A 22,833-nucleotide genomic window follows, 5' to 3' on the forward strand; every position below is an offset into this window, starting at 1 on the left:
GTCAGGTTGACGTGAGCGGGTCGGGCCAGGGCCGGACGGTGGGCCACGGGTATCGGTATCCGTTGGTGCCGACGTATCGGAGGGTCAAGAGGTGGTGCAGTTCGGCGTACCGCCGCACCTCACCTGCGTCGCAGAGCTTCGGCCAGATGGCAGTGCCGTACGCGTCGACGCAGTCCGTGAGGGTCCGATCGGGGAGGCGGCCGTACGTCATGGAGGCGGTGACGAGGAGTCCGGCCAGGTCGTAGCCGAACGGGGCGAGGGTGAGCTCGTCGAAGTCGACGACGGCGACGTCCTCTTCCCCAACGAGGTAGTTGCGGACGTTCGGGTCCTTGTAGAAGGCCGCCGGCTGGTCGGCCTGGTCGAGAAGCCCGTCGATAGCGGACAGGTTGATGCCCGTGTCGCGGGCGGCGCGGTGCAGCGCATTCCGTCGTGGGCCGGCGAAGTCGGGGATCAACAGCAGGGTCGACGTGGTGTGCGGTTGGTCGAGGCGCGCGGAGTGCAGTTCGCTCCGATAGGCGGCGGCGTGCAGCAGGCCGAGTGCGGAAGCCACGCGGGGCAGGTCGGGCACCTCCGGTGTTCGGCCGGGCAGTCGTTCGAAGACGAGGCGACGAGTCGTGTGCGTGACGAGGTGCGGGAGGCGGACACCGGAGCCGAGCCCGGTGAGCCAGTCGTGGTGTGTCGCGGCTGCGGAGCAGCGTCGCGGGTCGTCGTACCGCTTGATGAAAAGCTCGCGGGTCACGGCCGGGCCGCCAGGGCGTAGCTGACGGTGGATCGGGTCACGTAGGGCGGTGCCGGCAGTTGCTCACGTAGGACTGCGGCGAGCTCGGCCGTTTCGTTGGCCAGGCTGATCTGGTACTTCGGGGTGGTGGCGAGGTATCGGGCGAGGCGCGTGACGTCGGCGAACTCGAAGACGTGCTGCTCGTGCAGGACGTCGAGCACGGTGAGGTGGGTGCCTGCGATGTCGAGCAGGTTGCCGCTGTGGAAGCTCTCGTAGAGGCTCGGCCGGCGGGTGGCATCGGGGTCGAGGCCTACGGCCTGCACAAGCTGGTCGAGTTCGGTGTAGCTGTCCAGCGACTTGGTCACCAGCACGGCAACACCGTTGGGCCGTAGGCAGCGGGCGATCTCCGCGACCGCGGCTGCTGGTCGGGGGGAGTGATAGAGGCAGAACGCGGCGACCGCCGCGTCAGCCACCTCGTCGGCCAGGGGCAGGTGGTGGAAGTCAGCGCAGATCGTCGAGCCGGCGCCACCGGCCCCGGCCAACCGAGCATGGACGGTTTGCAGCAGCGCGACCGAGGAGTCAACAGCGACGAGACGCTCAGGTCGGAGCCGTGTGGAGATCCGCAGCGTGGTGGTTCCCCGTCCGCAGCCGATGTCGACCACGACCGCTCCAGGCGACACGCGGCGCGCGAGAAGGTCGACGATGACTTGGGCGGCGTTCTGCCCGGCGACCTTTGCCTGGTGCAGGGCGAGGGTGCGTTCCGCGAGCCGGTTGCCGGTTCGGTAGAGGTCGCCGTATACCAGTGCGGGGTCAAGGAACGGGTTAGCCGACACGGGTCGCCTCCCGTCCCGTGCCGGTCAGGTCGTCGGCTGGGCTCCTTGTCGTAGTCGGTTGACCAGTTGGTTGGCTTGCCGGCGGTTGGTGAGCGAGATCAGCCGAACGTGCGGCCCGTGGGCCTGGATGAGGTTCTGGATCCGGGGTCGCATGGCGCGTCGGTAGCCGAGGATGTATCGGATGAAGTTCCAGGTGATCCGGTCGTAGACGCCGTCGGCCTGGTGCTGGCCGCCCCGGTAGCGTCGGCGCCGCTGGGCGATGCCCCAGAGGCAGGTGGCGGCGGGCAGGTCGAGGAAGATCACGGTGTCGGCGGTGGCCAGCCGGATCGGCAGGGTGCCGGCATAGTTGCCTTCGATGATCCAGCGTTCGCCGGCTACGAGTTTCTCCTGCTTGGCGGCGAACTCGTTCTGGGGGAGCGGGTTCCACTGCTCGTCGTAGAAGATCGCGTCGAGGTGGGTCAGGGGCGCGTCGAGGATCTGGGCGAGTTGCCGGGCGATCGTCGACTTGCCGCTGCCGCCGCAGCCGATGATGGCGATCCTGTCCATGGTCCTCCAGGGTAGGGGCGGAGCGGGGCGAGGCCGGGCGGACACGGCGGGTCATGACGGCACCGGATCCGGGTGGCGTAGGAGACGATCGAGAACGTCGAGCTGGGTGGAGAGCCGGAACGGGTCGAGCCGGCGCAGACAGTCGGCGATCAGGCCGGCGTGGTCGCTGGTGCCGGTGATCTCGGCCAGCCAGGAGACCCGGTGCCGTACGTCGGTGGCGTTCCCGACGTATAGGCGTGCCGGTACGAACTCGGCGGCACCGCGAACGTTGGTGGGCAGGAGCGGGACACAGCCGGCGAGGGTGGCTTCGAAGATCCGTTGGGTGAGCTGGCCGGCACGGGCATAGCGCTCGGGAAGGAGCAGCACGGTGGCGAGCGCGTCGGCGTGGATCTCGGCTACCCGCGGAAACGGGACCCGGCCGACGAACCTGAGGCCGGGCCAGCGGCGGGTGTCGGGCCACTTGCCGGCGATCAGGTGCGGAAGGTGTGCGGCGGCGGGGGCGAAGAAGGTGTCGAATGCGTCGTCGCGGTCGTACTGGTTGCCGACGTAGACCAGTGGCGTCGAGCGGCGCCGGGCAGCGAGCCTGTCGGGGTCTGCGGTGTCGAGGACCGTGTCGGCGACGGGGAACAGCAGGGTCGTCGCGCCCGGGTTGGGGTGTAGGGCTGGTTCGCAGACGGTGACGTTGCTGGTCCGGCGGAGTGGGTCGGCCGGGTCGAGCCGCCGGTCCTTGTCCCAGAGGATTGTCGGGGTGCCGAGCCGGTGGGTGTAGTGGTCGAGGAGTTTGGCCTGGCGGTGCAGGTCGCAGGTGTGTCCGGGCCGTCCGCAAGGGCTGGTGTTGCGGCCGGGAATGGGCCAGCGCCATTCGAGGAACAGCGCGTCGAGGTCGGGTAGGCCGACGTCCCACCGGTAGTGGTCGGTGAGGTCGAGGCCGGCGTCGCAGAGGTCACGGTTGGGCTGGAGGAACACGATGTCGTGACCGGCCCGGCGTAGCCCGTCGACCAGGGTCTGGCGGTGGCTACGGCCGCCGTCGGGGGTGTCGATGACGCCGGGACCGAGGAATCCCCAGAAGCTGTACCCGATCAGCATTTCGTCACCCACCAGCCCTCGATGAGCAGGGCATCCAGCCCGGTCTCGACGAGGCAGTCCAGGGCCATGTCCGGAGTGCCGCAGATCGGTCTGCCCTTGATGTTCAACGAGGTGTTGATCAGAACCGGGTGTCCGGTGATCTCGCCGAACGCGGCCAGCACGTTCGCTAGGAACGGATGCTGCGCGCGGGTCACAGTCTGGACCCGTGCAGTGCCGTTGCCATGCACGATCGCGGGGAGATGCGTCCGGGTCAGATCGGTGACCGGCGCGGCGATGGACATGAACGGCGAGGGCTGGCGGAGCTGGACGTAGTCGGCGGCCTTGTCAGCGAGGATCACTGGAGCGAAGGGGCGGAACGATTCCCGGAACTTTACCGTCCCGTTCAGCCGATCCACGACCTCGCTGGCGAAGGGCGAAGCCAGGATGGACCGGTTACCCAGCGCGCGTGGCCCAGACTCCAGCGGGCCGGCGAAGAGCCCGACGATGGCCCCGTCGGCGAGCTGGCGGGCGAGGCGGTGGACCGGGTCGGCGGGTCGTTCGGCGGCCAGGTCGGGTCGTGGTTCCGCGGAAATGGCGAGATCCGGGTACGCCGGGCCGAGATAGCAGCGCCCACCGATGCCGGTGGGCGGGCGTCCGGTGACGTCGAGCCAGGCGGCTGCGGCGGCACCGATCGCAGTGCCCGAGTCGCCAGGCGCGGGCGGGATGTGGACCTCGTCGACGATGCCGGCTCGGGTGATCCGCCCGGCGGCGACGCAGTTCATCGCGACCCCGCCGCCGAGACAGAGCAGCCCCGAGCCGGTCAGGCGGGTGGCTCGTCGGGCCAGGTGCAGCATCACCTGCTCGGTTCGTTCCTGCAGGGCGGCGGCGAGGTCGGCGTGGACCGGTTCGACCGGCGCGTCCGGTAGGCGGGGCGGGCAGGCAGCGGCGGTGAACGCCGGGCTGGTCCGGCCGTAGCGGCTGGACAGGACCCGAATCGGCAGCAGCCCCGGGTCGAGGGCGAAGCCGTCGGTGGTGAGTCGGATCGCGCGACACATCAACCTGCGGAAGCGGGCCGGTTCACCGAGGGCGGCCAGCGCCATGACGGTGCCCTCCTCGTCACCGCGTCGCCAGCCGAGGTGTTCGGTCACGGCGCCGTACGCGTAGCCGAGCGACGCCGGGTCCTCGATAGCGGCGACCAGACGCAGGTCGAGAGCCTGCTCGTCGCGGTGCACGGCGTGCCAGGTCGTGGTGGTCTGCAGCTCGCCGAGACTGTCCACTACCAGGACCGCCGCATCGTCCACGCCGGCCGACAGGAAGGCGTAGAGGGCGTGGGCGCGGTGGTGCAGCACGGGAACGAGCCGGGCGAGCGGGAACCGCCGATTAAGGTCCTGCATGCGTGCCTGGCACCGGCGGCGCACAGTCAGGAAGCTGCGTGAGCGAGGAACCGCTCGGCTGCGGGTCGCGGCTCGTACCAAATGCCGCGGAAGCTGGCCGAGCGCCGGCAGGTACCGGCGGCCGTCGAAGTTGTACGCCACCGCCGTGACGTCGTTCGCGGTCAGACCGGCTTCGTTGAGGAGCCAGGCGACGGCGTTCGCGGGGTAGGCCTTGCTGTGTTTGACGCCGTCGAGGCGTTCCTCTTCGGCGAAGCCGATCAGGTGGCCGTTGACCAGGAGCGCCGCCGCCGAGTCGTGGGTGTAGGCGCAGAGTCCGAGCACCACGTCGGCGGCTCGTCCGGCCCGCTTCGCGATCATGAACGGCCACCGGGTGTGGTGGGGTCGAGGTGGCCGTACCAGCTCGACAGGGCGGCACCGAGCGGATCTGGGGTGTCGGCGGCGAGCTTGCGTGCCTGATCGCGCTCACCGGATTTCCAGGAGCGGTAACTGGCGAGGGTCCGCCCGAACGCATCCCAGGTCGAACCGTCGCCAGGGCCGGTGTCGCCGTTGATTACCCGTTGGAGGAGGGCGTCAAGGTCTGGCCAGGGCACGGCGATCGGATCCAGCTCCGCAGCGCCCGGCATGCCGTGCAGGGAGGCGGCTGCTGCCTTCGCGTTCTCGGCGTATAGGTGCAGGGAGTCGACGTGGTGGTGGTACTCGCCCAGTTCGACGCCGAGCCAACCGGCCATCAGCTCCTGGAGCAGGGTGGTGGTGAAGATGTCATAGGGGAAGCCGAGCCACAGGTCCTGGCTGCGCATGCTGGTGTGCATGACCAGTCGGTTGTCCCGGATGAAGAACCGGTAGCCGAGGGTGCACGGCACGTCGCGGTAGCCGCGATGGTCCCGGGACGGGTCGTAGAGCTGGATCACCGCTCGCCGCGACTCCCGGTCCTCGTACAGCTGCCGCCGTACCGCGTCGAGCTGGTCGATCCGGCGGTCCCACCGGCGCAGCCGTGGCCCGTAGGCGCCGCGCAGCACTCCGTCGTCGGCGTACACGCGCAGCCTGTCGTTGTAGTCGAAGATCCATGGGGCGTCGGATCCGGAGAGGATCCAGAGGGCCTCCGCCACCGCGAAGGCGGGATTGATCATCCGGATGGGAGGCACGTCGACGAACCGTTGCCGTGGGTTGGTGAGGCACAGGTGCGCCCCCACGACCTCGGTCGTAGCGAGGTCCCGGGGACGGGCGGTCCGGCCGTTGAGCAGTACGGACTGGCAGGCGGCGGTGAACAGCTCGCTCGCCGAACCGGCGGTTAACACGATCATGAGCTGGTTCCTTTGCGGAGGTCAGGAGGTGAAGGCCGCGAGTCGTTCGCTGGGGAGGTTGACCAGCCAGGCGGCCTGGCGGGCGAGGCCCTCGCGGAGACCGACGGTGGGCCAGTAGCCGAGCAGCCGACCGGCGCGGGTGAGGTCGGCCGCGGTCGCGGGTACGTCGCCCGGTTGGGCGGCCACGACCTTCACGGGCACCTGGCGGCCGGTGACCTTGGCCGCCTCGTCGATCACCGCGAGCATTGAGACGCTCGCGCCGCCGCCGACGTTGACCAGCGCAGCCTGGGTGTCGAGGTGGGCGGCGGCGACGGTGGCGGAGATGACATCGGTGACGTAGGTAAACTCGCGACGCTGGCTCCCGTCGCCGAACAGGGTGATCGGGAAGCCGGTGTAGGCGGCGAACAGGACCCTGCCGATCGCCATGTCCGGTCGCTGCCGTGGCCCGTACACGGTGAAGTAGCGCAAGGCGACGACGCTGAGCGGGCTGCCGGCTCGCCGCGCATAGGCGAGACACAGTTGCTCAGCGGCGAGCTTGCTCACCCCATACGGGGAGACCGGGCAGGTCGGGTCGTCCTCACGGCTGGGCCGGTCAGCCGGCCCGTAGACGCTCGACGACGAGGCGACGACCAGCCGGCGTACGCCCTGACGGGTGCAGGCATCGAGCAGCCGGTGGGTGCCGAGCACGTTCGCCTGGGTGTAGTCGAGGAACTCGCGACCCCACGATCGCCGCACGCCAGGCCGAGCGGCGAGGTGGAAGACGGTGTCGCAGCCAGCCACCGCCTCGTCGAACTGGTCGGCGGCGAGGTCCAGGCAGTACGGCGTGAACAGCGGACTGGCGATCGCCCTCGAGAGGTTCTCGTCCGCGAGGGCGTGCTCGCCGAGCCGACGACGGTCCAGGCCGACGATCCTGACCCCTCTGGCCAAGAGCGCGTCCACCAGATGCGAGCCAATGAATCCGGCCGCGCCCGTCACCAGCACCTGGGCCATCATCGGCGTTCGTCAGTTCGCGGCGGCTGCCGGAGCAAGCGCTGCCACACGAAGGTGAGCAGGGGAGGCTCGACTGGAAGGACACGTGCCCGCCCGGTCGCGGCCGGCACCCGACTCAACGTCGCCGGACGTGAAGCGCCGGGAACGCGCGCGGCCAGGAACCGCTGGTCCTCGAACCGTTCGTTCCGCAGGTACGTTGCCACAGGTCCTCCAAGGTCATCGAGTGATGGGCGCAGCGGCGGCCAGCACGTCATGCGAGCTCGCTCCAGCCGACATCGATGTCCACCGCCGCGCCCGAGACCCGGCAGCCCGGTCGTCACGGCGCGGACCGTCGCATCTCTCGATAGACAGGTTGGTCGCCGCCGGACGCCAGGTTGAAGCCCTCGCGTGTCAGCCGGCGTCGGCAGACGTGTCACCGCAGGGCGAATGCGGGCAGCTGACACCTCGATAGGGTTCGGGCATGAGTACCGAGGCTCGACGGGCAAGTGAGTGGACCATCCACGGCGAACGGGTGGTCGACGACACCAGACGCGCGGTCCTCAGCATCGCCAACGTCGAGCTGCCCAATAGCGTCCGGTTCGAGCAGTACGTACTCCGGGTACCGCCCGCCGCCATGGTCGTCGTTCTCGACGACGATGACCGCGTCCTGATGATGTGGCGTCACCGGTTCGTGATCGGCCGGTGGGTCTGGGAACTCCCCGGCGGCTACCTCGACCCGGACGAGGATCCGGCTGCGTGTGCGGCCCGAGAGGTCGAGGAGGAGACCGGCTGGCGACCGCGAACGATGGAGCCGATCCTCGGGTTTCAGCCGATGGTCGGCACCATCGACCAGCAGAACCTGGTCTTCCTGTCCCGGGGTGCGGACTCCACCGGCGCAGCTCCCGACGTCAACGAGACCGAGCGGCTCGGGTGGATCCCGTTGACCGAGGTGGAGCAGCACATTCAGACGGGGGAGATCGTCGGCGCGGGGTCCGTCGCCGGCCTGCTCGCGGTCCTGCTTGCCAAGGCGAACGGGCGTCTCTGATCAGGCAGCCTGAAGCACCGGGCGCGCCCGTTCAGAGAACTCCCGCACCGCAGGTAGCCCGACGTGCGGTGCAAGCCGAGCCGCGAGGGCCGCGAGATAGTCACGCGACCGGACCGATCCCAGTCCCTCGGCCGCCTCGACGGCCTGCACTCCCACCGAACTGGCCTGCTCGAACTCCCCGGACTGGGCATGGGCGACAGCCAACAGGGCGAGGTTGAACTGCCGGCCCCGAGCGAATCTGCGGCCGTCCATCTGAAGCGACCGCGACGCGAACCGCACGGCAAGTTCACCCCGGCCCAGCGCGGAGAAGCAGTGCCCGAACTTCGCCGCCAGATACGACTCGTCGAAGTAGCCGATCCATTGCGGCGCGCTGGTGCGGTCAGCGCGGTCGAAAGCGCGTTCGGCCCGGTCAAGCGCGTCCGCGCAGGCTGCCTCGTCACCCCCGACGGCATGGCCCTGCGCCTCCAGGACGGCGGACTCGGCCTGGATGGCACCCACCCCGGCCTCGGCAGCGGTGCGCCCCGCCGCACGAGCCAGGTCGACTGCTTCCACCGAGGCGCCCAGGTAGGCCGCCTGATGGCTCATCGCCGCGAGGATCTCCGCACCCAACGGCTGGTCGCCGGCTGCCGCGGCCAGCCGGAGTGCCTGGACCAGGTACCGCTGCGCCAGGCCATGCATGCCGACGTCGTACGACGCCCAACCGGCGAGCTGGGTAGCCTCCGCTGCGGCGGAGAAGAGGGCAGTACCGGTGCGGGCGTCGTACCGGCCCTGCAGCATCGGGGCGACGTCGGTGTTGAGGAAACGGACCAGCCCGTCACGAACGTGCGCACCGCCGTACTGGTTGTCCAGTATCCGGTAGACATTCGTGATCTGTCGTACCGTCTCGACGTCCGGTGCGCCCACGAGACGATCGCCGTCCATGGCCGGTCGCTCGTCGAGCCGGGTGGTCAACCAGCGCAGCGCCGGAGTGAGAAACAGCGTCGCGTTGAAACCCGTGCCGACCAGCAGATCTCGCCGTTGCATGTCTTCCCGCCAGAGCGTCGTCGCGGCCACCACGCCATGTCGCCAGTCCGAGGCGAACTCTAGCCCCGCACCCGGCACACCGACCGGCTCCGCAGACGGTGCGAGCTGTCCGCCGCTGTCGGCTGACACCGTCCGGACAAGGGCCGACAGTTGACCACCAGCGTCCAGCGCGGCGTCGAGCAGCGTCACCACGGACAGGCTTGGCCGCTTGCCGCCGGCCTCCAGGTCCCATAGATACCCGTGTGAACAATGGACTCGCTGCCCGAGCCGTCGAAGCGAAAGCCCTCGCTGCTCACGTAGCTCCTTCAGGCGTTGCCCGAAGGTTGGGTCGACGGCGACGATCTGTCGCGGCATGACACGCTCCTCATCGGAGGTCGTGATAGTCCGGCTGCCGACCGTTTGGTGGCGACAACGTGGCTCGACCGTACCCGCTGTAGGGCGACGGCGCGATCACGAAACGTATCGGGTGCCGCTCGGGTCGAGGATGTCCGATGAAAGCGCTTCGCATGTGAGTTGCCGGCCATCGGCGACATGCTCACCCGCGCCGGCGAGCTGCGGTACGCCAACCAGCTACAGCCGTGCGCCTCTGGCCGTCTCACCTTCTGAGATAGAAGCCCATACGCGCCAAGATTCTTTTGACCTGTTCAGGTGGGAAGTCCGTCCGGGCTGGTATCGATGCGAGTCGGCCAGTCCGGACGCGTCCTGCTGCGTCCAAGAGCGCCACGAACGGGCGCCGATGCAGGTGGTTGACAGGGTGCTGTTGTTGGAGGCGTACTGGGACCTATGCGACCGCTCGGCGGTCTGCCTTCCGGGTTGCCCGGTCAGTCTGGTGGCGCTTCTTCGGGAGCGTCGCCGATCGTTCCGGGCTCTGGAGTCGGGTAGGCCGTCGATGGTAACGAGCGACAGGGGGAACGTGATGAAGGATTCCTACCCGGCTGGGTGAGCCGCCGGTGTGATGCCGCGCCGTCGTCGGCTGAGTCCGTCGGCGTCCCCCTGTCCCCTCAGTCGCGCTCGACCGGGGATTGCCCCGAATGCCGGTCGCGTACCGGATCGGTCTCCTCGTCGTTGTAGTTCTTCTGCGCGTCCGCGCTGGTCACCGTCTTCGGCGGTTGGCTCTGCACGATGACGTGGCTGCATGGTCGTCCCGGCTTCGCGACGGCTCGTTCGTTGACAACTCCACAGTGACGTCTGCACTGCCCCCACCCCCGCCCTCGCCGGAGGGCATCCCGCTGCTGCCACTGCCCCTCGGGCGCCGCCTGGCTCCCGAGGGGGGTCAGTGGCTTTCATCCGACGCCGGACCGCTGACGTCGGCGACTTACTCGACAAGGAGTTCCGTTGTTCTCCAAGCTTTCGCCCGCTGCCATGGCCGGTGGCGGTGACAGTTTCCGGCTTGACCCCCGTTCCGGGGTCAGGCTTGCCGTCCGGGTTGAGGTCGGTCTTCGGCCGGACCCCCGGACGGACCCCTGGTTCGTTCTCACACCGCAGGTCGCCCGGTCTGTCAGTAGTGGCTGGTTGTCCTGCGACAGACCCGTCCTGGTCTCTGGTCTCTCCCCCTGGGGAGGCCGTATGCGTATCGGAGAGGAGGTGACGGTAGATGGATGATCCTGTTCTGCGGGTGCAGTCGCAGTTGACCGCCCGGGATCGGGTGTTGCTGGGTTGGCTCTACGACCACGGGGTGCTGACCTCGTTCCAGATCGCGCATGCCCTGTTCCCGTCCCTCGATTTCTGTCAGCGCCGGTTGCGGACGTTGTACCGGTTGCGGTTGGTGGGGCGGTTCCGGCCGCAGCGCGCCGACGGTGGCTCGTACCCGTATCACTACGTGATCGACCAGCTCGGTGCGGAGGTGGTGGCCGCTGGCCGCGATGAGCGGCCACCTCGTCGTGATCATGCCCGGGTGGAGCGGCGCCGGTGGACGTCGAGCCGCACCCTGGAGCACCGGCTCGGCGTGAACGGGTTCTTCACCGACCTCGCCGGCTACGCCCGCACCCACCCCGAGGCCCGACTGGGGGAGTGGTGGTCGGAGTCGGCGTGTCAACGCTCGGGGATGTTCACCCGGCCGGAGGATCCGGGTCTGGTGCGCGCGTATCAGCCCCGGGTACGCCCCGACGGCTACGGCCTGTGGACCGTCAGGGGTGTCGAGGTGCCGTTCCTCGTGGAGTTCGACACCGGTGGTGAGCAGCTGTCGGTGCTGACCCGCAAATTGGTCGGCTACCGGGAGTTGTTCGTCAGGCTGGGGCGGGCGTGGCCGGTGCTGTTCTGGCTGCACTCCGCCGCCCGGGAACGTAACCTGCGCCGGCTGTTGGCCGAGATGCCGCCGCTGGTGCCGGTCGCTACCGGGGCCCGCGACCAGGCCACCACAGCGAGTCTGTGCCCCGCTGAGGCGGTGTGGGCGGTGGCCGGCGACGACGGACAACGACGGACGCTCGCCGACCTGGCGGTGTGGGTCGTCGACGACCGTGACCTGGACGGGGAGGTCGCGGCGTGAGCCTTGTCAGAGCGCTGGACGCCTTCTGGACACGGTCCGCGTACGGGACCGCAGCGGGGTGGTCCTCTCGCCGATCTGTCAGCGTCGCGCCGGTGGTGGCTGACAGACCGGTGACAGATCCGGAACGCCCTGACAGTGCGAGGGCAGAGGTATCGTCTCGGCTCTCATCCTGCGGGTCCGCGATCCACGTCTGGGCCGGTCCGCTCACGGTCCCGGACCGGCTCGCGGGGACCACCCGTCCACTCGCCCGGTCCACCCTGCCGGACGGACCGGGGACGTCTGTGGTCCGGTCCGGGGAGGTGGTCCGTCACGGCAGCATCAGGTGACGCAGGTGCCGGCTCGGGACGTAGCCGGACCGAGGGCTTCGTCCAGGTCGTGATCATGCTCGCTATCGGCGGGGCGGCTGGTGCGGCCAGCTTCACACACGTCCGCGACGTTGCTGCCGCTCACGGCCAGCCGGGTTGGTTGGCCTGGGCGGACGCGATCGTGTTGGAGCTGATGTCCATCGCCTCCGGATTGGAACTCCGCCGCCGGAAACGCGCTCGCGTTTCGACGGTGTTCCCGGCGACGGTGCTGGCCTGCGCGGTGACGCTGTCTCTCGCGGCGCAGGTGGTGGAGGCCGAACCCTCACCGATCGGCTGGATCGCCGCGGCCGTGCCCGCGCTCGGCTTCCTTGTCATGGTCAAGATCGCCCTCGGCTATGCCGACACCACAACCGCGTCCGCGCAACCAGATGCCGACGCGCCGACCGACCAGCCGGCGGACCAGTCCACCACCGCCAACCCGGCCCAGTCTGGCCGGGACTACGACAGCCGGTCCCCACGACCGGCTGCGGACCGGGCCCTGCGCGCACCGACCGTCCACGACACCAGCAACGACAACGATCACAAAGGCCCGGACCGTCCTCGTACTGGTGGACCGGTCCACCGACACCGGTCGGGACGGCGCGGACCGTCCACCCACCCCACCGAGGAGTTGCTCGCCATCGCCAGACGCTTCCAAGACCACCTCGCCGCTGAAGGCCGGCCGCTGACCCGGGCTGCCCTGGCCGCCGCGCTGCGCTCCACCGGACACACCGTGTCCAACACCAGAGCATCGCAGCTGCTGAAGATCCTCAAAGCTGAACCGCTCTCGGCGTCTTCGTCTCGTGACGAGGCCGCCGGGTGGCCGGTCAGTTACAGCGCACCACCGACAACGCCGGCACCCGCCGCTGCCGCACTCGCTTCTCAACAGCTTCAACCGCAGTCAGGAGACCCAACACCATGAGCGCCAACACCACTTCAACCCGCGATACCCGATCGACCAGCCCACACCCCACGGCCGGTACGCCGTGGACCGCCGAGCGGATCCGCGCGCTCGGCGCCGCCACCACCCTGCCCATCGCCGCGGCGGTACTCGGCATCAGCCGATCTCAGGCATACCGCCTGGCCGCCGCCGATACTTTCCCGGCACCCGTGATCCGGGCCGGCACCCGCATCATCGTCCCGGTGGCCGGACTCCTGCGACTTCTCCTGCTCGACAGCACCATCCCGACCTCCGACGACGGCCGGCGACTTGATCCCGTCCCGGAGTCGAGCGTGGATGCAACGACCCCGCCTCCAGCGGACTACAACCGTCACCGCTGGCGGCACCGTGCCGAGCATCCAGGAGACGATGAGTGAAGGGATCCACCTTCAAACGTTGTGGATGCCGCGACACCACCACGGGTCGGCGACTGGGACGATCCTGTCCTCAGCTTCGCCGGCCCGGCGGCGGTTGGTCCCGCAACCACGGCCAATGGCACTGGCAGATCGAAGTCCCGGCCCGTGCCGACGGCACCCGACGCCCGCTCCGCCACGGCCCCTACGCCGCCCAGGCCGATGCCGACGCGGTCCTGGACCGCATCCGGGCCGCGCTCGCCGTCCCCGACCCCACCGACCCCCACGTCACCGTCAAGACCGGCGACCTCATCGAAACCGCCGTCAAGACCGGCGCGCCCATCCCCACCCCGGACCAGATCCGCCGGGCGCTGCACCTGGACATCACTCCGACCGAACTGCCGACGATGGCCGTCTACCTCACCGACTGGCTCGCCGGGCGCAAGAACATCAAGAAGGGAACGCTGCGTTCGTACGAGGGGCACGTCCGGCTGTACCTGATCCCGTACCTCGGACACTTGCGCATCGACCGGCTCCGCCCTGGCCACATCGACGCCATGCACGACGCCATCGACGAACGCAACACCACCATCAACACCCTTCGCGCCAGCCGAGACCAAACCAAGCGCGACCAGGTCAAGAACCAACGCATCGTCGGCCCGGCGACACAGCACCGCATCCACGCCACGCTGCGCAAGGCTCTCAACGACGCGATGCGCCGCCACCGGCTCATCGACACCAACCCCGCCCTGATGGTCGAACTACCCCCGGCCCGGCCACCGAAGCCGACCATCTGGACCGACCAGCGCGTCAAGACCTGGCGCGACACCGGCAAGACCCCCAGCCCTGTCATGATCTGGACCCCCGAACACACCGGACGATTCCTCGACCACACCCACGACGCCCGCGACCGGCTCTACGCCCTCTACCACCTCATCACCTTCACCGGCCTACGCCGAGGTGAAGCCTGCGGCCTGCACTGGGACGACCTCGAGCTCGACGCCCGGACCCTCACCGTCCGCTGGCAACTCGTCCAACACGGCTGGGCCACCGCCATCGACACTCCGAAAAACCACCGACAGCGAAGCCGCCGTCGCCCTCGACACCGAGACCGTCGCGGTGCTGCGCGCTCACCGCACCCGGCAGCACCGCGAACGGCTCGCCGCCGGTGCTGCCTGGACCAAGACCGGACTGGTCTTCACCACGCAGACTGGTGGTCGGCTGCATCCCGCCGACGTCACCGACCACTTCCACCACCTCGCCCTGCAGGCCGGGCTACCACCCATCCGGCTTCACGACCTCCGCCACGGCGCCGCCACCATGGGCCTCGCCGCCGGTGTGCAGATGAAGGTCATCTCCAACCGACTTCGCCACTCCAGCCCACACTTCACCGCCAAGTTCTACGGCGACGTCCTCCCCGAGCTCTCACACGCCGCCGCCGAAGCAACCGCGTCGGCTGTCCCGCTTCGACGTGGCGTGACATGGCCTGGGTAGCTGGCGGCTGCCTCTGGGAGCCAGCAGCATCGGCTCCGAACCGAAAGGGCTGCCTGGGACGTTCGTGCACGGCCTCTCCAGATAGCAGCGTCGGCCGCAACTTCTCCGGGACCTCTGCCTTACCCAGCGGCAACTGGATCGAGCCTGAACCGAAACCACCAGCCACAGCGCAAGCAACCAGGTAAGGCCGGTCTTCCAGCTACCTGACTGCCAACCAACCGTTCGGACTCGCGGCGCACCTTAACGGGCCAAAATCTCGCTAGCGAGGTGCGCTAGGGTACCCGTCATGCGCCTTCCCGTCAGGATCTTGAGCCAACGACCCTGTGGGCTCAAGGCGGGCGGGAAACAAGTCGTCGCTGGGAGGGTGGCAGCATAAATGGCCAGCGCTCTGTTGACTGAGCTTTACCCTGTCTCGCCGACGAACTTGCCAGCGGGCTGGGAGTACAGGCCATTGGGTGAACTGATAACTGATGCGCGCAGCGGCTTCTCGTCCGGTTCACACAATAGCGATGGGGTTGGCATCCCGCACTTGCGTCCGATGAATATTGACCGCAGTGGCAGTGTAAATCTCAATCAAATTAAGTACGTCTCGGCAGATGCATCGAGTCTCCGGCTCCAGCGCGGCGACATCGTCTTTAACAACACAAACAGTCGCGAGCATGTCGGCAAGAGTGCCGTCTTCGACTTGGTTGACGCTGAGTGGGGATTCTCCAACCACATAACTCGCCTTCGCTTGCAGCAGGGGCTCCTACCCCAGTTTGTAGCTTGTCAGCTCCTCTATCTATGGGAGTGTGGATACTTCCGCTTCCATGCGAAGCAGCACGTGAATCAAGCGAGCATCTCGACAAGTACACTGACCAGCCGAGTGCCGCTACTGGTGGCTCCGCTATCCGAGCAGCAGGATTTGATTGACCGTATAGAAAAGAACCGGTCAGTACTTGACTCCATCGCCATGGCGGTGGACGGTGCGCGATCCAGACTCGGTCGTTACGAAGACCAGACCATCCTCGATGCTGTCGCTGGTCGCCTTGTGCCGACAGAGGCTGAGTTGGCAGCGGAGAGGTCGGGCACGTATGTCTCAGGCAGGGAGCTACTCAAGAAGATAAACGATAGAGTAGCCGCCCAAGCGGGTGCGCTCTTCAATGCAAAGCCGCGGCGTTCATACAAGCGAAGCATCATCGATGTATCTACATCAGATGCGAGTGGCCTTCCCGACGGATGGGCCCAGGCGCGGGTGGATGAGGTTGGCCTTGTGACACTAGGCAAGAAGCGGGAACCCAGCTCTCATTCGGGCCCATATATGAGACCTTACCTCCGCGTGGCTAACGTGTACGAGGATCGCATCGACGTCAGCGACGTGCTTGAAATGAACTTCACCCCGCAGGACTACAAGACGTACCGGCTGGAATATGGCGACATACTCTTGAACGAGGGCCAAAGTCCGGAGCTGGTAGGAAGGCCCGCCATGTATCGGGAGGAGCTGCCGGGCGGGTGCTTCCAGATGACGCTGCTTCGGTTCCGTGCGTACCCAGGGGTGAGCGCGACGTTCGCTCTCTTGGTTTTTCGTGCCTACTTGCGCACTGGTCGGTTTAGAGAAGCGGCGCGATGGAGTACAAACATCGCGCATCTTAGTACGCAACGGTTTGCGGCCCTGCCGTTTCCTCTCCCTCCGCTAGAGGAACAAGAGCGAATCGTTGAAGAAGCGACGCGGCGGCTCCATGCTGTGGAGAACCTTTCGCAGGTGCTTTCGGCAATCGATGATCGAGTGCTATTGGCCAGGCAAGCTTCCCTTAGGGTCGTTTTTCCTGGGGCAGTTGTTCATGGTGTCGTTCCCGCCGTAGGCGAGGAAACTGACCAAGGTGAGTCTTCTCCTGTAGGACGGCGCATGGCTCGACGATCACGTGCGGGTGGCCGAAATTCGACAAGAGTCGACCTTCTGAAGGCGTTAGCCGACGCCGAAACTGCGCTTAGGCCAGAGGAGCTATTGGACGCCTCCGGATATTCCGAAGAACTCATTGATGAGTTCTATTCGGACCTGCGCGGACAAATTTATGCAGGCAGAGTAACGGAGGTTCGCGACGCTCACGGCGAGCCATTCCTAAATCTCGCGGAGCGGCAATGAGGCTTGAGAGTCTGTACATCACGTCTTGGAAGAATCTGCAAGACTTTGAGATCCATTTCTCGGATGTTCCGACTACTGTTCTGGTGGGGCAGAATGGAACAGGGAAGTCAAATGTACTGGAAGCCCTGATCATAATTTTCCGGGATCTCGACCTTGGAGCGCCTCCGCTCTTTGCGTTCAAGCTTGCTTATCGATGTAAAGGCAAGTCAATCCGTGTGGATTGCGATCCAGCACGTCGTGGCCGCACCGCGCATATTGAGGTCGACGGTGAACGGTGGCGCTCTGATCGGTTCTCCCGAAAGGGAGGCGGGGAATACCTTCCTGGTTTTGTTTTTGGCTACTACTCGGGACCGAGCAATCGAATGGAACGGCACTTCGAAAGCCATCAGGTCCGTTTCGCGAGCGATCTCCGTGAGGGAGTAGACAGGCCTCTCCGTCCATTGCTCTACGCGCGCCTTGTTCACAGCCAGTTCGTCCTGCTGTCCTTCTTCGCTCGCGAATCCGGCGATCGTGAAGTCCTCACACGCTTTCTGCGAATTGTGGACCTTGACTCGGTCTTGTTCGTCCTGAAAAAGCCGTCGTGGTTTAATCCGAACAGAGGCTCAGACCCTGCGAACCCGGGGGACCCCCGGATCTGGGGCGCACGTGGCGTGGTTCGTGACTTTGCCTCTCGCCTGTACCGTATTGCATTAGCGCCTATGCGGGGGCGCCGCGGCTCTGAGCGCCTCTACCTCTATTTGAAAGACAAAAAGGACTTGCTTGCCCTTGCGGATGGCTACGATAACCAGGCGGAGTTCTTCAAGGCACTTGAAAGCCTTTACATCTCTGATCTGATTGAGGATGTCCGAACCCGGGTCACGATAAGTGGCAGCGACGATGCTCTTACGTTCCGCGAGTTGAGCGAGGGCGAACAGCAGCTCTTGACGGTGCTGGGTTTGCTTCGGTTTGTAGAGGGTCAGGAGGGGCTCATTCTTCTTGATGAGCCTGACACGCATCTGAATCCGTCTTGGAGCTTGGACTATACCTACCTCCTGAAGACCCACGTGTCTGATCCCGATTCAGCCAATATCGTGATGGCCACGCACGACCCGCTGGTTGTGTCGGCACTTACCCGCGATGAAGTCCGCGTAATGAGGCGAGGCGAAGCGGACAGGATTCATGCCGCGGTTCCTGAAGAAGACCCTAGGGGCATGGGGGTGGCTGGCCTCTTGACTAGCCAGCTTTACGGGTTGAGGTCGCAGCTCGATCGAGAGACGCTCAACGCGCTAGATCGCAAGCGGGATCTAGCATCGCTCGATACGTTGACTCCGGAGCAACGCGTCGAGTTGTCGTCACTGAATGATTATCTGGCTAATCTTGACTTTTCGAGGACCACCCGCGACCCGCTCTACAAGCCCTATGTCTCGGCTATGACCGTACTGGAAAATCACTTTGCCTTGCGGAAGGCCACTTTAACGCCGGGGGAAATTGACCGGCGGCAAGATTTAGCCAACGAAGTGGTCCGATCGCTGCTTGAAAGGTTGGAGGCAGAGCCGTGATCTTCATTGATCTAGTCAGGCTTGAGCAGCGGGTGGAGCTGTCATGGAAGAAAAAGGCTGCGGCGGCGCTTCTTGACGTGCGTGCTGCGACGACAAGCGACGATCGCAAGAAGGTTCTGGCCAAGCACGCGAGTCTCTGGGCAGAAGTAAAACATCAGTTGGCGGGCGCGAGCGCGGGCAAGTGTTGGTATTGCGAAACTCGCGACGTGCGGTCTGATGCTGCAGTTGATCACTTTCGGCCGAAGAGCAAGGTCGAGGAAAGCGCGGAACATGAAGGTTACTGGTGGCTTGCCTTCGATTTTCGCAACTATCGTTATTGCTGTACCTTTTGTAACTCAACCCGTGTCGACCGTGTGGGCGGTAGTAGAGGCGGTAAGCAAACGCACTTCCCCCTTCTAAACCCGGAGGATCGTGTCTTCGAGGAGGGCGATGTTGCGGTCGAACGCCCTGTGTTGCTAGACCCCATACGAGCTACGGACCCGACCCTTCTGTACTTCCGGGAGGATGGCGTTCCGGAGCCGAGGTTCACGGGCGAAAAGAGATTGCGAGCGAGCAAGTCTATTGAGATTTACCACCTTAATCACACGGAACTCGTAGAAGCGCGTCTTGAAACGCTGAATCGGGTTCGGGAGTTGATTTCTCTAGGTAGAAGCTACTATAATAGCTGGCTCCTCGACGGATCAGACGAGCCTGCTTTTGACTCCGTCATCGCCCAACTCAGGAAACTGTGTGCCCCAGAGGCCGAGTATTCTGCAGCAGTCAGGGACTTGGTGAAAGGTTATCGAGATTCCGAGCATACCTGGATCGACCAAGTTTTCTGATAGAAAGAACGAGTAGATGAGTAACGCCCGAGATATCGTTCAGAAGCTTTGGAGCTATTGCAGTATTCTACGGGACGACGGCCTGTCCTATCCTGACTACGTCGAGCAGCTAACATATTTGCTCTTTCTCAAGATGGCACATGAAACAGCCACTGCTCCGGGCGGCGCTGATATTGTACCGAACGGTATGGACTGGCCGAGCCTTGTGGAACGCCGAGGGGATGATCTCCACCGACACTACGGCGAAATCCTGAAGGCTCTAGGCGCCTCTGATGGGATGCTGGGCTTAATCTTCCGCGACTCTCGGAATAAGATTAAGGACCCGCATAAACTACGGCTGCTCGTTGCGGACCTTATCGACGCTAGGCATTGGAGTGCGCTTGATGTAGATGTAAAGGGTGATGCTTACGAGGGCTTGCTTGAAAAAAACGCCCAAGATACCAAGAGTGGCGCCGGCCAGTACTTCACGCCACGACCCGTTGTGGATGCTATTGTTGAGTGCATTGACCCGAAGCCGGGCGAAAAAATCTTTGACCCTGCATGCGGAACCGGGGGTTTCCTAATCTCGGCTGCTCGTCATGTCAGAATGCGCAACCCGAATTTGACGCCGGCGGAGGAAGAGCACCTATGTCTGCACGCTATTCGGGGAGGGGAGCTGGTAGGTGAGGTTACGCGCCTTGCTGCCATGAACCTTCTCCTTCACGGCATCGGTCCGAACGCTGGAACAGCCGAGCCGCCGGTGGCAACACAAGATAGCCTTGCAGGCCCGCCGAAGGAACTGTACGACGTTATCATCACGAACCCGCCTTTCGGAAAACGCTCGAGCGTAACCCTTGTCACGAAGGCTAAAGAAGGTGACGATGAGCGCCGCCGTGTGCTGCGCGATGACCTGTGGGTCTCGACTTCGAACAAGGAACTGAATTTCCTTCAGCATGTAGCGGTGAGCCTGTCGCAGGGTGGCCGGGCCGCAATCGTTGTTCCTGATGGCGTTCTCTCGGGCCTTGGAGCGGGTTCCGCGATCAGAAGGCGGCTACTCGAGACATTCGACGTCCATACGCTTCTGCGGCTTCCTGCTGGCATTTTCTATGCGGCAGGAGTGAACGCGAATGTACTTTTCTTTGATCACAAGTCGATTGGTCAGGGCTCGAGGCGAGGGCGCTTGTGGGTATACGATTTGCGCACAGACAAGCGGTTCACTCTAGTGGGTCATCGCCTGAGCGCCACTGACCTGACGGAGTTCACGAAACTTTACGAGCCGGCGGATCGCTCGAAGCGGGAGGACTCCTGGGCGGAGGATCTGGTCGGCGGTAGATGGCGAAGCTTTAGCGTCGATGACATACTCAAGCGGGAAGATTGTAGCCTGGATCTGTTTTGGCTTCCGGCGCAAGGCAACGCTATGGCGTCCCAGAACTTTGACGAGATTGTAGGCGATATTGTGGCTGATTTGCAGTTTGCATTGGCCGAGGCTGCGAAGCTCATGCCAGGAGACGAGAGGCGCAAAGAAGAGCGGTAATACTGCGACGGCTCTCGCCTTGAGTATGACCGCCGATCGGCGCCCGCGGGAGTCGATGATCCCTCGGCTGTTGTAGCCATGGATTCACAACTGCTGATCGGGGCGATCGGTACTTGATTTGCCGACCGGGTGCCGTCGGTGCCTCGACGTCTTCGAGGTCGACGGCTGTCGGCGTCTGTCGACAGCAGCGGTCACCGCATCGGGAGAGAGCTGGATGTGCCGAGATCCGGCACATCCGGTTCGGGTGGCCGAGCCGCAGAAGCAGACGGGCGGAGAGACCCGTCTGCCGTGGTTGAGTTTGGGCTTGCCATCGAGGGAGCGTGATGCGCTCGGGTGCTCTGCGGGTGCTCGGGCGCCTTGGACGGACATGGCCGTGGGGGGCTTCTGCTGTATACGTGTGCAGTGTCGAGCGATGAGACCGGGCATAATATGGACCTTTTGGACTCGCAGGGACTAGGAAGCATCGGTCAGCGCCGGCTCTTAATCCGCGGGTTGTAGGTTCGAGTCCTACGCGGCGTACCAATGATCAAGGCCCTGACCTGGCGGTTGACGCCGAATCGGGGCCTTCGTCATGTCCGGGCCGTGGCCGGCCGGTCCAGCGCACCGTTTCCCGCCCGGCGCGGACGAGATGCGCCAGGCGGGGCTGGACAAGTGGCCGTGATGTACCGGCGGGTGCTACGCGGACTTCAGCAGGCTGACGACTCCTTCGGCCATCTCCTGCGGCGTCGGATGGTCGAACACGGCCATAGCATCAAGATCGACGCCGGTCGCGTCGCTCACGAGGGGAACGATCCTGATCGCCGTGATCGAGTCTCCCCCCAACTCGAAGAAGTTGTCGTCTCGGCGAATCCCATCGAGGCCCAGGGTGCGTTCCCACGCGTCGAGGACGACCGGCAGGACATCGGAGACCTCGATACTCATTTCGCCACCCCTGCGTTCGGCATTCCGGCAACCTTGTGATTGTGGTCGAGCGCGAGACTCTCCAGGATCGAGATCATGACTGGCACAGCCCCACCGGGGAGTCGCTCCCTCAGGTACGCGCGCAGCACCCCCGGCTCGACCGGCTCGCTCAACACCACCGACAGGCCGACCAGGGTCCCCGCCGGGCCGTCGTACGGGGCGACGTGCGCCTGCTGCACAGCCGGATGACCGAGCGCCGCGGCCTCGACTTCCTCGGGTGCTATCCGCAGGCCGTTGACGGAGATCTGTCGGTCGAGCCGGCCGGTGATTCGCGGGCCGTCGGCCCGGTCGCTCGGGACAGCGCGGTCACCCGTCCGGTACGCGCGATATCCGGGCTCCGCGAGGGGATCGTGGATGAACCGATCCGCGCGGGCACCCGGATCCACGTAACCCAGAGCAAGGTACCGGCTGCGTACGACCACCTCGCCGGCCATGAGGAGCAGTTCGGCGCCGGCGACGCCCTGACCTACGCCGAGCGTCGTCGCGTCGGACAGCGCCGGATCGGGGGCGACTGCGCGGCCGAGGATCGAGCACGCCGCGATCTGCGGTGTCTCAGTGGCACCATAGGCGTTGACCACGACCGAGTCCGTGACCGCCCGAAGTCGCCGCACCAGTCCGACGGTAAGGGGTGCGCCGCCGGAGACCACCAGACGCAGGTGGTCCAGCCGCCCGGGTCGGCCGGCCAGCGCCACCTCCAGGAGAGCGGGCGTGGTGTGGAGGATGCTGATGCCGGTCGAGTCCATGAATGCGGCGACGGCCCTGGGGTCGCGCAGCGCGTCGGCTGCGGGGATCACCAGCGTTCCGCCGCTGTGCAGCGGAACGAGGATGTCCCGCAACAGCGGATCATGGCCGAGGCCGGACACGAGTGCGACCCGGTCGCCGGGGCCCGGGGTGAACTCGGACAGGTACCACCGCAGCGGACCGGCCAGACCCGCGGCCGACACGGCGACCGCTGCCGGGACACCGGAGGTTCCCGAGGTCATCAGGATGTGGCTGCACTCGGGGTGGGCGGGAGGCTCGTCGTCGAGCCGAGACAGGCCGTCACGCCGCAGCCGCCACTTCGGCCTGACGGCTCGCTCGTTCTGCTCGATCCGGATGCGAGGCAACGTCGCGTCGACGAGTTGCACGCTCGCTCCGACCGTCCAGGCGGCGAGCAGCATGCCAGGCAGATCCCGATGACGCTCCGCGTGCAACGAGAGCGTGTCCCCGGCCCGGACGCCCGCCCGGCGCAGGGAGTCGGCGGTCGCGTCGATCGTCGCCACGAGGTCGCCGTAGGACATCGTGCGATAAGGATCGACGACGGCCGGCGCTGAGGGAGTGCGCTCGGCCACGGCGCGTACCGGTGCCACCAGCTGTTCCGTGAGCACGT

Annotated in this window: 18 protein-coding genes and 1 pseudogene; 9 read left to right on the plus strand and 10 right to left on the minus strand. The window is 65.8% G+C overall.

From position 1 onward, the window contains the following. Window position 1: 1 nt before the first annotated feature. The 7 genes from O7627_RS08065 to O7627_RS08095 are packed head-to-tail and all read right to left on the minus strand — an operon-like array spanning window position 2 to window position 6,850. Entirely contained in the window at window positions 2–739 is a 738-nt protein-coding gene (locus O7627_RS08065; protein ID WP_278092872.1) for a phosphotransferase, read from the minus strand. After that, complete coding sequence (locus O7627_RS08070; protein WP_278092873.1) at window positions 736–1,551, minus strand: class I SAM-dependent methyltransferase; 816 nt, start codon at window positions 1,549–1,551, stop codon at window positions 736–738. Before O7627_RS08070 ends, O7627_RS08065 begins: the two co-directional genes overlap by 4 nt. A gap of 24 nt (window positions 1,552–1,575) precedes the next feature. After that, on the minus strand, window positions 1,576–2,097 hold the full coding sequence (locus O7627_RS08075) for a topology modulation protein (protein WP_278092874.1): 522 nt from the start codon (window positions 2,095–2,097) through the stop codon (window positions 1,576–1,578). Between the two features lie 51 nt (window positions 2,098–2,148). Beyond that, on the minus strand, window positions 2,149–3,183 hold the full coding sequence (locus tag O7627_RS08080) for a hypothetical protein (RefSeq protein WP_278092875.1): 1,035 nt from the start codon (window positions 3,181–3,183) through the stop codon (window positions 2,149–2,151). Further along, window positions 3,177–4,913, minus strand: a complete 1,737-nt coding sequence (locus tag O7627_RS08085) for a carbamoyltransferase C-terminal domain-containing protein (RefSeq protein ID WP_278092876.1) — start codon at window positions 4,911–4,913, stop codon at window positions 3,177–3,179. Before O7627_RS08085 ends, O7627_RS08080 begins: the two co-directional genes overlap by 7 nt. Further along, entirely contained in the window at window positions 4,910–5,857 is a 948-nt protein-coding gene (locus O7627_RS08090; protein ID WP_278092877.1) for a thymidylate synthase, read from the minus strand. Before O7627_RS08090 ends, O7627_RS08085 begins: the two co-directional genes overlap by 4 nt. Before the next feature lie 21 nt (window positions 5,858–5,878). Continuing rightward, entirely contained in the window at window positions 5,879–6,850 is a 972-nt protein-coding gene (locus tag O7627_RS08095; protein ID WP_278092878.1) for an NAD-dependent epimerase/dehydratase family protein, read from the minus strand. A 457-nt stretch (window positions 6,851–7,307) separates the two neighbouring features. Here O7627_RS08095 and O7627_RS08100 point away from each other — a divergent pair, with 457 nt between their 5' ends. Beyond that, window positions 7,308–7,871, plus strand: coding sequence for an NUDIX hydrolase (locus tag O7627_RS08100; RefSeq protein ID WP_278092879.1), 564 nt, complete (start codon window positions 7,308–7,310; stop codon window positions 7,869–7,871). Here the strand turns inward: O7627_RS08100 and O7627_RS08105 are convergent, their stop codons facing one another. Further along, the gene (locus tag O7627_RS08105; RefSeq protein WP_278092880.1) at window positions 7,872–9,248 is read right to left on the minus strand and encodes a helix-turn-helix transcriptional regulator; all 1,377 of its coding nucleotides are present in this window, start codon (window positions 9,246–9,248) and stop codon (window positions 7,872–7,874) included. It abuts the gene before it with no gap. 1,240 nt (window positions 9,249–10,488) lie between these two features. Between O7627_RS08105 and O7627_RS08110 the strand changes: the two genes are divergently transcribed. The 8 genes and pseudogenes from O7627_RS08110 (at window position 10,489) to O7627_RS08145 (ending at window position 20,504) form a co-directional block, all read left to right on the plus strand. Further along, on the plus strand, window positions 10,489–11,379 hold the full coding sequence (locus O7627_RS08110) for a replication-relaxation family protein (protein WP_278092881.1): 891 nt from the start codon (window positions 10,489–10,491) through the stop codon (window positions 11,377–11,379). Between the two features lie 381 nt (window positions 11,380–11,760). After that, entirely contained in the window at window positions 11,761–12,645 is an 885-nt protein-coding gene (locus tag O7627_RS08115; protein ID WP_278092882.1) for a DUF2637 domain-containing protein, read from the plus strand. After that, window positions 12,642–13,040 (plus strand): hypothetical protein, encoded by a 399-nt coding sequence (locus tag O7627_RS08120; protein ID WP_278092883.1) that lies wholly within the window; start codon window positions 12,642–12,644, stop codon window positions 13,038–13,040. The genes O7627_RS08115 and O7627_RS08120 overlap by 4 nt, the downstream gene beginning before the upstream one ends. Next, window positions 13,037–14,510: pseudogene (locus tag O7627_RS08125) on the plus strand (tyrosine-type recombinase/integrase). The gene O7627_RS08120 and the pseudogene O7627_RS08125 overlap by 4 nt, the downstream one beginning before the upstream one ends. A gap of 376 nt (window positions 14,511–14,886) precedes the next feature. After that, window positions 14,887–16,632, plus strand: a complete 1,746-nt coding sequence (locus O7627_RS08130; protein ID WP_278092884.1) for a restriction endonuclease subunit S — start codon at window positions 14,887–14,889, stop codon at window positions 16,630–16,632. After that, a complete protein-coding gene (locus O7627_RS08135; protein ID WP_278092885.1) occupies window positions 16,629–18,170 on the plus strand; it encodes an ATP-binding protein in 1,542 nt (513 codons plus the stop codon). Before O7627_RS08130 ends, O7627_RS08135 begins: the two co-directional genes overlap by 4 nt. Then, window positions 18,167–18,991, plus strand: coding sequence for a hypothetical protein (locus O7627_RS08140; protein ID WP_278092886.1), 825 nt, complete (start codon window positions 18,167–18,169; stop codon window positions 18,989–18,991). The genes O7627_RS08135 and O7627_RS08140 overlap by 4 nt, the downstream gene beginning before the upstream one ends. A gap of 16 nt (window positions 18,992–19,007) precedes the next feature. Further along, the gene (locus O7627_RS08145; protein WP_278092887.1) at window positions 19,008–20,504 is read left to right on the plus strand and encodes a class I SAM-dependent DNA methyltransferase; all 1,497 of its coding nucleotides are present in this window, start codon (window positions 19,008–19,010) and stop codon (window positions 20,502–20,504) included. Window positions 20,505–21,179: 675 nt separating this feature from the next. On the opposite strand, the gene O7627_RS08150 is transcribed toward O7627_RS08145, so the two are convergent. Both O7627_RS08150 and O7627_RS08155 read right to left on the minus strand, forming a co-directional pair. Next, the gene (locus O7627_RS08150) at window positions 21,180–21,425 is read right to left on the minus strand and encodes an acyl carrier protein (RefSeq protein ID WP_278092888.1); all 246 of its coding nucleotides are present in this window, start codon (window positions 21,423–21,425) and stop codon (window positions 21,180–21,182) included. After that, on the minus strand, window positions 21,422–22,831 hold the full coding sequence (locus O7627_RS08155; protein ID WP_278092889.1) for an AMP-binding protein: 1,410 nt from the start codon (window positions 22,829–22,831) through the stop codon (window positions 21,422–21,424). Before O7627_RS08155 ends, O7627_RS08150 begins: the two co-directional genes overlap by 4 nt. Window positions 22,832–22,833 lie beyond the last annotated feature (2 nt).

Origin of the sequence: Solwaraspora sp. WMMD1047, from assembly GCF_029626155.1 — a bacterium.
Taxonomy (GTDB): Bacteria; Actinomycetota; Actinomycetes; order Mycobacteriales; family Micromonosporaceae; genus WMMD1047.